The organism is Pseudomonas sp. HMSC065H01 (genome assembly GCF_001815235.1).
Lineage (GTDB): Bacteria > Pseudomonadota > Gammaproteobacteria > Pseudomonadales > Pseudomonadaceae > Pseudomonas > Pseudomonas aeruginosa.
The window spans coordinates 97127-107954 of sequence record NZ_KV819824.1; the positions used below are offsets into that span (position 1 = coordinate 97127).

General features: G+C 69.1%; 9 protein-coding genes. 6 read left to right on the plus strand and 3 right to left on the minus strand.

Features of this window, described 5'->3' with window-relative positions:
* Nucleotides 1–158 precede the first annotated feature (158 nt).
* Genes HMPREF3014_RS00845 through HMPREF3014_RS00870 form a run of 6 tightly spaced genes read left to right on the plus strand, consistent with a single transcriptional unit; the run spans nucleotide 159 to nucleotide 5545 of the window.
* Nucleotides 159–587, plus strand: coding sequence for a hypothetical protein (locus HMPREF3014_RS00845; RefSeq protein ID WP_003089323.1), 429 nt, complete (start codon nucleotides 159–161; stop codon nucleotides 585–587).
* A 6-nt stretch (nucleotides 588–593) separates the two neighbouring features.
* The gene (locus HMPREF3014_RS00850) at nucleotides 594–2051 is read left to right on the plus strand and encodes a M48 family metalloprotease (RefSeq protein ID WP_003124658.1); all 1458 of its coding nucleotides are present in this window, start codon (nucleotides 594–596) and stop codon (nucleotides 2049–2051) included.
* Complete coding sequence (locus HMPREF3014_RS00855; protein ID WP_003122739.1) at nucleotides 2048–2719, plus strand: hypothetical protein; 672 nt, start codon at nucleotides 2048–2050, stop codon at nucleotides 2717–2719. Before HMPREF3014_RS00850 ends, HMPREF3014_RS00855 begins: the two co-directional genes overlap by 4 nt.
* Entirely contained in the window at nucleotides 2716–3378 is a 663-nt protein-coding gene (locus HMPREF3014_RS00860; protein ID WP_003089328.1) for a hypothetical protein, read from the plus strand. The genes HMPREF3014_RS00855 and HMPREF3014_RS00860 overlap by 4 nt, the downstream gene beginning before the upstream one ends.
* Nucleotides 3379–4923 carry a M48 family metallopeptidase gene (locus tag HMPREF3014_RS00865; RefSeq protein WP_003117821.1) on the plus strand — a complete coding sequence of 515 codons (1545 nt, stop codon included), beginning with the start codon at nucleotides 3379–3381 and terminating at the stop codon, nucleotides 4921–4923.
* Nucleotides 4910–5545 (plus strand): hypothetical protein, encoded by a 636-nt coding sequence (locus HMPREF3014_RS00870; protein ID WP_003160276.1) that lies wholly within the window; start codon nucleotides 4910–4912, stop codon nucleotides 5543–5545. The genes HMPREF3014_RS00865 and HMPREF3014_RS00870 overlap by 14 nt, the downstream gene beginning before the upstream one ends.
* Nucleotides 5546–5557: 12 nt before the next feature.
* Here HMPREF3014_RS00870 and HMPREF3014_RS00875 read toward each other — a convergent pair whose 3' ends face one another.
* The 3 genes from HMPREF3014_RS00875 to HMPREF3014_RS00885 all read right to left on the minus strand — a co-directional run bounded on the left by HMPREF3014_RS00875 (nucleotide 5558) and on the right by HMPREF3014_RS00885 (nucleotide 10641).
* A complete protein-coding gene (locus HMPREF3014_RS00875; RefSeq protein ID WP_003113759.1) occupies nucleotides 5558–5845 on the minus strand; it encodes a hypothetical protein in 288 nt (95 codons plus the stop codon).
* A gap of 120 nt (nucleotides 5846–5965) precedes the next feature.
* Nucleotides 5966–8098 carry a TonB-dependent receptor family protein gene (locus tag HMPREF3014_RS00880; RefSeq protein ID WP_012614167.1) on the minus strand — a complete coding sequence of 711 codons (2133 nt, stop codon included), beginning with the start codon at nucleotides 8096–8098 and terminating at the stop codon, nucleotides 5966–5968.
* Between the two features lie 131 nt (nucleotides 8099–8229).
* Complete coding sequence (locus HMPREF3014_RS00885; RefSeq protein WP_003089344.1) at nucleotides 8230–10641, minus strand: glucose/quinate/shikimate family membrane-bound PQQ-dependent dehydrogenase; 2412 nt, start codon at nucleotides 10639–10641, stop codon at nucleotides 8230–8232.
* Between the last annotated feature and the right edge of the window lie 187 nt (nucleotides 10642–10828).

Below are 10828 nucleotides of genomic sequence, written 5' to 3' on the forward strand. Positions count from 1 at the left end.
CAGGCAGCGGCTTTCCAGGATGGTTCCGTGCGCTGATCGAACCGAACCTGTGGGCGACGACGCTTTTCCTGTGAGCGGCGGCCGCCTCGGTTGTTCGTGGCTCGCGCCTGTATTAATAGATGCGCCCCTTTTACATCGCGTTGCCAAAGGGGGCGAGAATGATAGCAAAGTGGACTGCGGCACTGCTGATGGGCGCACTGGCGTGGGGATCTTGCACGGCGCAGGCCGAAGAGGCGCGGCCGCCAGTCGCCGACAAGGTGGTGGCCTACCAGGGCCAGCAGGGGCTCAAGGTCTGGACCCTGCGTATCGGCGAAGCGGCGGCCGGCGAAGCGCTGTTGCAGGTCGAAGGTCTGGACCACGACTGGGACCGCCTGATCCACAAGGTAAAGGTGGAAAAGAGCGCCAGGGACAGTCGCTACTCCACCGAACTGAACGGCAGCAAGTATGTGATCCTGATCGTGCGCGACGGCTGGGGCGAGCTCTACCTGCCCGGCGAACAGCAGACGCGGCAGGTCGCCTATAGCGAGTCGCTGTCGTCCGCAGGCGAGCCCCAGGCATTCCTGACCGACTACCTCGAGCAGAAATAAACGCGGATGAGCCACGATACGCTGCGGGTAAGGCTGCTCGCATTCCTCTTCCTGATTCCCCTGGCGCTCTACGCCTGGTCCGCCGTGCAGGCCTTCCGGGTCGACTCGACCCTGCGCGACGAACAGTTCATGCGCGACTGGAGCGCCTCGGTGCGCAACGACCCGGACGCCGCCGGCGCCATTCCCCGTCACCTGTTCCGTCCGGCCTATGGCGTCGAAGGTCATCTTCACCAGTTCGCCGAAGACGCCGAGGCCATCCGCCGCGACCATCCTTGGCTGGCTCTGCGCGGCTGGCTGGCCGCTATCGGCAAGCTCTGCGCGCTGGCGTCGGCGCTGGTCGCGGCCGCCTTGCTGGCGAGACTGGAATACGACGGGCGCCGCTCGATGCGCTCGCAAGCCTACCTGCTCGGCCACCTCGCGCCGGCCTGGCGGCGCCTCGGTCGACTGGTCCCGCTGCACGCTGGCCTGCTGGTCGCCGCCCTGGCCAGCCAGTTGCTCTACGAAGCGCTGTGGAGCTACAGCCACTGGCACAGCCACGGCTTCGTCGCCCTGCTCTTCTCGCTGCCGCTGTGGCTGCTGTTCCTCGGCGGCCTGCTCATGCTGCGGCGCCTGCGCGGCGAACTGCTGCCGCTGGAGGAACCGGTGCTCCACCTGCTCGGCCGCGAACTCGACCGGGTCGCCGCGCCCGGCCTCTGGCAATGGCTGGGACAGATCGCCGACCGCGCCGGAGCGCCGCTACCGGACCATGTCGTCACCGGCATCGAGCACTGCTACTTCGTCACCCAGGCCAAGGTCCTGCTGGCGCCCCGCGGCATTCCGCTGGAGGGGCGTACCCTGTACATCCCGCTGACCTATGCCTCGGTCATGAGCGAGGCCGAAAGCGCCGCGATCATCGGCCACGAACTGGGCCACTTCGCCGCCGGCGACACCGCCCACGGTGCCTCCCTGTCGCTCCTGCAGCGGCAGGTGCGCCTGCGCATCGAACGCATCGCCGCACCCGAGGATGGGCGTGTCGGCCTGCTCGGCAAGCCGGGCCTGTGGGCCGCGCTGTACTTCCTCGATCGCTTCGAGCGCGCCTACCTGCACTGGAATCGCCGCCAGGAACTGGCCGCCGACAAGGTCGGGGCGCGGGTAGCCGGCGCGCGGGTCTTCGCCATCGCGCTGCTACGCACCTGCGCCCTTGCAGGACTGATCGAACGCCTGCTGGCCAGCCCGCAGACGCGCAACCTGGTGCATGCGCTGACCGACCATCTGCGCGGGAACTCCCTGGAACTGGACGAACACGACAGCGCTCGCCGCCTGGAACACCCCTTCGACAGTCACCCGCCGACCTACCAGCGGATCGCGGACCTTTCCCTGGCGCTCGACGACGATCTGCTGCGACAGGCAAGGCGCATCGTCAGCGCCGACGACACGCAGTGGCTCAACCGCCTGCTCGATGCAGGCCACGGGGAAAGCCGGTGATCCCGCCGGGCGCGCAAACGCCCTGCCCCGCCGGGACAAGGGGCGACGAAGCCACGCAGTTGCGGCGCTTCGTCGCCAGCGTCCCCAACCGGATAAGCATCGGCGCCGCCCGTGGCGCGGCGCCGCTGTCCGCCCTGCTCGGCCTGCTGCTGCTCGGCGGCGCCTGGACCTTGCGCGACCACCCCGGTCCCGGCCATGAGGCGGCGGCGCTGTGCCTGCTGGCGGCGGCCGCCCTCCTCATGTGCCTGGCCTGCCTGCAGCGCAACGCCAGGAGCGCGCCGTTCCTCGTCCTCGGCCAGGGGCGCCTGCGCGCCCGCAGCCTGTCGGCGCCGCTGGACCTGCTGGAGGTCGCCGACCTGCGCCTGGAGGACGGGGTCTGGTTCTCCGCGATAGTCCTCGAACTGCACGGCAAGGCGCTACCGGCACCATCCACGCGCCCGCTCGATCCGTTCGCCGCGCGTGCCGTCAGCGAATGCCGGGACGGCCCACGGGTTCGCCTGCTGTCCCCCGGCTGGCGCCTCAACGGTCGCAACCTGTCGCTACTGGAAGCCGCGGAGGTCATCGACCTCTACCTGGACATCGCCCGCGCCCAGGCCCGGCTCCGCCAACTGGGCGAGATCCCGCCCAGTGCTTCCTCTTCACTCCCAACTCCAAGGATATTTCCATGAGCAACCAGGAACCCCGGGACCTCGTCTCCAACCTCGCCGAAACCCTCGGTGCCGAACACGAAGAGCTGAACCAGGCGAAGACCGCCGAGGTCATCGCCCACCTGGAGCGGGTGATCGCCAACGTACCGCCGGCCACCGAGTTCACCAATACCCGCAAGTACGTGGTGCTGGGTCCGCTGCTGAGCATCGTGCCCTTCATCATGACCGGCATGTGGTTCTCCCAGGGCAAGCCGGGGGTCGGCGTCGTCGGCTTGCTGCTCGGCCTGTTCGGGCTGTTCCTCGGCTACCAGCATCGCAACTCCGGCAAGACCCCCTTCATGCGCCTGACCCGTACCCAGCTCTGGGCCGACAGCCTGTCGGCTCCGGTCGAGCTGGCCGACGTCATCGATTTCAGCGTCAAGGCCGACATGCTGCAAACCACCCAGACCCTCCACCTGCGGCCCGAAACGCCGCTGCCGACCCATCGCGCCGTACGCCAGGTGTTCGCCTCCCAGGCCATGGCCTTCAAAGGCAAGGACCCGCGCATCACCATCATGTCGGCCGGCCTGCAGAGCGATGGCAAGAAGCTGGACTGCGACGACATGGCGGCGATCCTCGACGCCTACATCCAGGCCGCCCACGCCCAGCGCTACCTGCAACAACTGCGCAGCCAGGGCTGAGTGAAGGGCACGGTCCATCCGCGAAGGCTGCTGCTTTGCCTGGTGCTGGTTCCAGCGCTGCTGGCGGGGCTCGGCGCCTGGCAGTCCTGGCGCGCCGAGCAGCAGGCCGAGCGACTGGGCGCCGCGCAGCAGCGGGTCGAGCGCGCGCTCGCCGAAGCGCGGGCGCTGCCGCCGAGGGCCAGCGTCCGGGTGGACGGCCGGGCCTATGTGCGCGACCTGGCCCTGGCGCGGCTCGACGAGCAACTCGCCGACACACGAAGCGCACAGCGCCTGAATCGCTTCGCCGCCGTCCTCGCCGATAGCGGAGCCTGCCTGGCGGCGCTGGTCGCCGTATTGGGAGCCGTCTCCCTGGCCGGCATCGCCGGCGCCGCACGCAGCGCACTGCGCTCGCGTCGCTGCCTGCTCCTGTGGTTCGAGCTGGGCCGACGCCTGCTGCCCTGCCTGCTCCTCGCCCAGATCGGCCTGCTCGCCCTGGCCCTGGCCTGTGCCGGAACGTTCGAGATCCTCGGGCTGTGGCGGGTCGGCCAGGTTCCGGTCAGCGAAGGACGCACCCAACTGAGCGTGGCGCTGATCCTTCTCGGCCTGCTGGCGTCGGCGTGGCAAATGCTGGCGAAGATCAGCCGCTTGCGCCTGCGCCCGGCGCCGGCCCTGGATGTCATCGGCCGCCGGCTGGGCGAAGAGGATGCACCGGAACTCTGGACGCTACTGCGCGAGCTGGCGGCGCGCCTCGACACGCCAGCCCCGCAGCACCTGTTGGTAGGTCTCTGCGACGGCTTCTACGTGACCGCCAACCGCGTCTGCCTGCAACCTTCCGGCGAGCATCTGGAAGGACGCAGCCTATACCTCTCGCTACCGTTGCTGGGCCTGCTGGACCGCGCCGAACTGAGTGCAGTGATCGCTCACGAACTGGCCCACTTCGCCGGCCGCGACGCCCATTACAGCCTGCGCTTCCTGCCGATCTACCAGGGCGCCGCGAGCCAACTGGCCGCCATCGAGGAGCAGGAAGCCAACGTCTTCGAACGTGCGGCACTGGAACCGGCGCGACTGTTGGCCGGGTACTTCCTCGAACGTTTCGGCCTCGCCGTGAACCACTGGAGCCGCCTGCGCGAATTCGCCGCCGACCGCCGCGCCGCACAACTGGCCGGTGCGCCGGCGATGGCCTCGGCCCTGCTGCGCAGCGCGGCGGCCGGCGCGCCGATACGGGCGTTCCTCGAACACTGCCTGCTCGCTCCGGCGCGCGCGCCGGACAACCTGGTGGACGCCATCCACGTCTACCTGGGCCAGTCCGGCCTGGAAGCACCGGCCCCCGGGGCGGAGGGACTCCAGGTCCATCCGCAGGATACCCACCCTCCGCTGGGCCTGCGCTGCACGGCGCTGGGAGAGAGCTTCGAACGCACCTGGGCCGGGACCGCCGGCCGGGCCGTTCCGACACGACCGCCGAGCCAGGCGCTGGGCGTCTGGTTCGGCGCCCCCCTGGCGTTGAGCCGAGCGCTCAGCGCCGACCTGCTCGGCAAGACCTGTGAGAATCCCCATGCAAGAAACTGACGAAACCCTCGACGAATTGCCGCCGCTGGAAGCCCGCTGCGAGATCCGCGAGGTCTCGCGGGGCACCGCCTGCGTTGCCCTGCTCGCTGGCCTGGTGGCTGGCGCCACCGGTCTCTGGCTCGCTTCGCTGCCCAACGCCTGGCGCCTGGCCAGTGGCCAATGGCTGTTCTGGCTGCCAGCCGCGCTGCTGCTGGGCGGCGGCCTGTACGCCTGCCTGGCGGGCGTGTTCCTCTACCGGCGCCACGGCCAGGTCGCGCTCACCCTGACGCCGGAGAGCATCGCCTTCGCCAACGCGCCGCAGGTGCCGATGTACACCTTCCAGTCGCTGGAGATCGAGCGCGGGCGCTGGCTGGAACTCACCTTCGCGACCACCTTCGACTGCACGGCGCCGAGCTTCGACAACCATGCCCGTTTCGACCCGCGGGCTTTCGCCCGCCCCGAAGCCCGCGCGGTGGCCGGCGGCAAGCGGGTCAAGCTGGCGCTGTGCGGCGCCGCGCTGAACGGCCAGAAAATGGAGCTGGAGCCGCTCGCACGACTGATCTACCGGTACATCCTCGCCGGCCATCGCCAGCGCGCCCTGCAACATCATCGCGCGCCCGGGAGCGACGGCAGCGGGGCCTGAAGCGAGCAACGCTCAGGCTGCGCGCTGGCGTTGCCAGTCCACCGCGGCTTTCAGGCGCGCCACCACCTTGCGCACGAAGAGCGGGTCGTCCGCCACGCAGAGCTCCGCGCTGACCCACTCCGGCCAGCCGGTTCCCTGGCGCTCGCGAGCCCCCAGCAGGCGCTCGACTTCGTCGCGCACGGCGCGCTCCAGGCGTTCGCTGGCACGATTGCGGGACAGGTGGAGGCGCAGGCAGGCCTGTTTCTCGCGCTCCAGGGCGTGGCGTCGGGACAGCGGCAGTTCGGCAAGGTTGTGGCTCATGATCGGTGCTCCTTGTCGCGCAGGCAGGCGATTTCCGATTACTGTACATTCATACAGTAATCGGAATTGACGACGCTGACAAGGGCTGGCCGGGTAGCGCGAACAAGCGCATCCGGCACTTCAGAACTGGTATTCGACCCCGGCTCCCGCGTACCAGGACAGCCCGGGGGCCGCTTCGTAGTAACGCCGGTTGCCGTCGCCGACGATGACCGAGCCGACGTACTGGCGGTCGAACAGGTTGTCCAGGCGCACCAGCTGGTGGAAGGTCCAGGCCCCCAGGCGCTGTTCGAAGCGGGTGCGCCAGTTGAATACCGCATAGCTCGGCGCGGCCTTTTCGCTGTTGCTGTCCTCGACGTAGACCTGGCTGCGGTACATGCCTTCCCAGCCCATGCTGATGCCCTCCGCGGGCTTCCACACCAGTTCGCCGAACAGGCTGCTTTCCGGCACGCCCGGCAGGTGCTTGCCCTTGCCGATGGTCTTGCCGCCGGCCTCGAAATCCGAATCGTAGGTGGCGGATAGCCGGGTATAGGCCAGGTTGGCGTTCCAGTGCTCGCTCAGTTCGCTCTCCAGGCCCAGTTCGAAGCCGCGACGCAGGGTCTTGCCGGCGTTCTGGTAGCTGGTGCGACCGCCGAGGGAGCTGGCGACGACGATCTCGTCCTCGGTGCGGATCTGGAAGATCGCCGCGTTGACCCGCGTATTGCCCCACAGGCGCGCCTTCAGCCCGGCTTCGTACTGGCTGCTGGTGGCTGGCTTGAGGCCGAAGTTGAAGACGTCCGGCGCGTTCGCCGCCACCGGCGCATAGGCCATCTCCGCCTGGGTCGGAGTCTCGAAGCCCTTGCCGGCGCTGAGGTAGCCGTGCAGGTCGGGGGTGAAGGCGTACATCACCGAGAACGACGGGGTGTTCTTCCGGTAGCGCCGCGAGCCGCTGGCATCGCCGTTGCTCAGGTAGCGGTCGTCGACCTCCATCTTCATGGTGCTGTGGCGCACCCCGGCCTGCAGGGTCCAGGCGTCGATGGCCCAGCTCGCCTGCAGGTAGGGATCGAGGCTGGTGGCGGTGTCCACCTCGTCGCGGCGCAACTTGCCCTTCACGCCGAGCTGGTCGCCGTTGAAGTTCTGGTAGCCGCGACGGTCGTCGCGGCTCTGGTCGTAGTCGAGGCCGACGGTCAGGTTCAGCTCGCCCGGCGCCTGGCTTACCGGTTGCAGCCAGCGCACGGTGCCACCGTGGAAGTCGCGGTCGAAGTCGATCACCGCGCCGTTTCTCTGGCAACGCGGATTACTCTCGCATCCTATCTGCTTGGGTATCGCCTGATACTGCACGACACTGCGCTTGCCCACGTAGGCGTTGACCTGCAAGGTCGCCTCGCCGAAGTAGCGCTCGTAGTTCATCCCGGCCTGCTGGTGGTCGATGCTCTTGCGCGTGTCGTACAGCTCGGCGTTGGCGGTGACGGAGCGCGGGTCGTGCTTGTAGGCGTCCCAGGTCTGCCCCAGCGGATCTTCAGTGTCGTTCTGTTCCAGGCTGCTGTAGATCAGCGCCAGGCGGCTGTCGGCGTCGGGCCTGAAGTTGAGCTTGGCGAAGGTCTGGTCGCGGCGCGCGGCGCTGTGGTCGCGGTAGCCGTCGGTGTCCATCCGCGAGGCATCCACCAGGAAACCGACCCCGTCGCCCTCGCCTTCCGTGTACAGGTGGTTGCGGCTCAGGCCATCGCTGCCGACGGTGGCTTCCGCGCCGACCCGCGGGGCGCCCTGGCCGTCGCGGGAGAACATCTGGATCACCCCGCCGGCGTTGCTGCCGTAGATCGTCGAGGCCGGCCCGCGCAGTACCTCGATGCGCTCGGCGACGTCGAGGTTGAGGGTCGCGGCCTGGCCCTGGCCATCCGGCGTACTGGCCGGGATGCCGTCGGCGAGCAGCTTCAGCCCGCGGATACCGAAGGCCGAGCGGGCGCCGTAGCCGCGCGAGGAGATTTGCAGGTCCTGGGCGTAGTTCTGGCGGTTCTGCACCACCAGGCCAGGTACCCGCGGCAGGACTTCGGAGAGGTTGATGCCGAGCTGGCCGTCGGCGATCTGCCGACGCTCGATGCTATCCACCGAGAACGGCAGGTCGAAGGTGTCGCTGGGGTTGTAGCTGCCGGTCACCACCATGGGTTCGAGGCTGCGTCGCTCCTCGCCCTGGACGGCGCAGGCGATGGCCAGGCCGCAGAGCGCCAGGGAGCCGGGCAACAGGTGGGAGACGAAGCTGGGTCGGGGTCGGGACGGCATGCAGGGTTCCGCGGGTCGCAAGGTATCGAAGGGGCTTTGCCAAGGGCGGGAACGCGCCTCCCCTTGGCAAAGCCCCTTCCGGGCCGAGGCCCGGAAGGCCGGGAGCCGGCTGTGGGCTCCCGGTGGGCGGGTCATTGCCTGGGCAGGGCGTAGGCGATGATGTAGTCGCCCATGCGGGTACCGAAGGAGCCGTGTCCGCCAGCGACGATCAGCACGTACTGGCGACCGTCCTTGCCGGTGTAGCTCATCGGCGTGGCCTGGCCGCCGGCCGGCAGGCGCGCCTGCCAGAGCTGCTTGCCGTCCTTCACGTCGTAGGCGCGCAGGTACTGGTCGAGCGTGCCGCTGAGGAAGGCCACGCCGCCGGCGGTGGTGATCGAGCCGCCCATGCTCGGTACGCCGACGGTGAGGCCGATCGGCACCGGGGTGTTGTCGCGGCTGGTGCCGTTCTTGTGCTGCCAGACGACCTTGGCGGTGGTCAGGTCGATACCCGCCACGTCACCCCAGGACGGCGCCTGGCACGGCAGGCCGATGGGCGACATGAACGGATGCATGATCACCGCGTAGGGCGCGCCGGTGTTCGGCTGCACGCCGCTGGTCTCGCCCTCGCGCTTGCTTCCGCTGGGCACCTTGTCGCGCGGCACCATCTGCGAGACGAAGGCCATGTAGTTGGGGCTGGTGAAGAGGATCTGGCGCACCGGGTCGACCGACACCCCGCCCCAGTTGAACACTCCGACGTTGCCCGGATAGATCAGGCTGCCCTGCTCCGACGGCGGGGTGTACTGGCCCTCGTAGCGCAGCGAGCGGAACTGGATGCGGCAGAGCATCTGGTCGAACGGGCTGCTGCCCCACATGTCGCGCTCGGTCAGCGGCGGGCGCAGCAGGTTGAGGTCGGAACGCGCCTGGGTCGGCGCGGTATGGTCGCCCTCCACCGCGCCCTGCGGCGCCGGCACTTCGCGGATCGGCACGATCGGCGTGCCGTCGCGGCGGTCCAGCACGTACAGGCTGCCCTGCTTGGTCGGCGCGATCAGCGCCGGCTTGACGCCATCGGCGGTCTTCAGGTCGAGCAGGGTCGGCTGGCTGCCGACGTCCATGTCCCACAGGTCGTGGTGGGTGAACTGGTAGTTCCAGCGCAGCTTGCCGGTGTTCAGGTCGAGGGCCACCAGGCCGGCGCTGAACTTCTCGGCACCGGGGGTGCGGTTGCCGCCCCACTGGTCGGGCATCTGGTTGCCCAGCGGCAGGTAGACCTGGCCGAGCTTCTCGTCGACGCTGGCCAGCGACCACATGTTCGGCGAGTTGCGGGTATAGAACTTGCCGGGAGCCAGGGGCTCGGTCTCGTCCGGGTTGCCGCTGTCCCAGTTCCACACCAGCTTGCCGTCGTGCACGTCGAAGGCGCGGATCACCCCGGACGGCTCGTTGGTCGACTCGTTGTCGGTGACGTGGCCGCCGATGATCACCAGATTGCGGGTGACCGCCGCCGGCGAGGTGGAGTAGTAGCCGCCCGGGGTGAACGGACCGATGCCGGCCGTCAGGTCGACCGCGCCCTTGACCCCGAAGTCCTCGCAGACCTTGCCGTTGTCGGCGTTGATCGCGATCAGGCGGGCGTCGGCGGTGGGCAGGAACAGGCGCCGCGGACAACTGGCGGCGACCGCCTTGCCGGCCTCGGAGAGCGCGGCCGGCGGCGCGCCGACGTCGCTCCTGGCGTACTGCTCTTCGTCGTAGTAGGAGACGCCACGGCAAGTCATGTGGGCGAAGCCCTTGAAGCCTACCGGGCTCTGGATCTGCGGATCGAAGCGCCAGATTTCCGCGCCGGTGTCCGGGTCGAGGGCCAGCACCTTGCTGTGCGCGGTGCAGGCGTAGAGCATGCCGTTGACCTTCAGCGGGGTGTTCTCGTTGGTCAGTTCGAGCGGATCGTCGGCGGTCGGCAGGTCGCCGGTACGGATGCGCCAGGCTTCCTCGAGCTGGCCGACGTTGGCCGGGGTGATCTGCTTCAACGGCGAGTAGCGGTCGCCGAACTCGGTGCGCCCGTAGGCCTGCCAGTCGCCGTCCGGCATCGCCGGGGCGGTGCTGGTCATGCCGCTGTCGCGGTCGATGCGACCGACGATCTGCCCCGGATTGGTGAACTGGCTGCCCACCGCGGCGGCGCCGGCCAGGACCACCGCCACGCCCAGCGCCGCGGTGCCCAGCGGCGCCGGACCGTCGGCCAGCAGCGGGCGGCGGAACCAGGGTAGCCAGAGCAGCAGGCCGAAGACGAACCACAGAGCCAGGCGCGGCACCAGTTGCCACCAGTCCAGGCCGACTTCCCACAGCGCCCAGACGGTGCTGGCGAACAGCACCAGAGCGTACAGGCCTAGCGCCGCACGCTTGCCCAGCAGCAGCAACAGTCCGCTCAGGGCCAGGCCGATGCCGGCCAGCAGGTAGTACAGCGAGCCGCCCAGGCTCGCCAGCTTGATGCCGCCGGCCAGCAGCGCCAGGCCGGACAGCAGGATCAACAGGCCGAGCAGGCTCGGCAGCAGGCGCGATCGACTGCGGTTACCTTCGCTCATCGTCCGGTACTCCCTTCGGGGTTGATGACAGGCATTGCTTACTCTCCTATTACGTTCTGCACGCCGGGCTGTTCAGCCCGCCGCGCCGCGTTGGGCGGCGCTGAAGAAATGGCCGCTGGCCATGACCGAATCGCGGTTGTCCGAAGCAACAGCCTAGAACACCGTCTGGATCTTGATCCCCGCCACC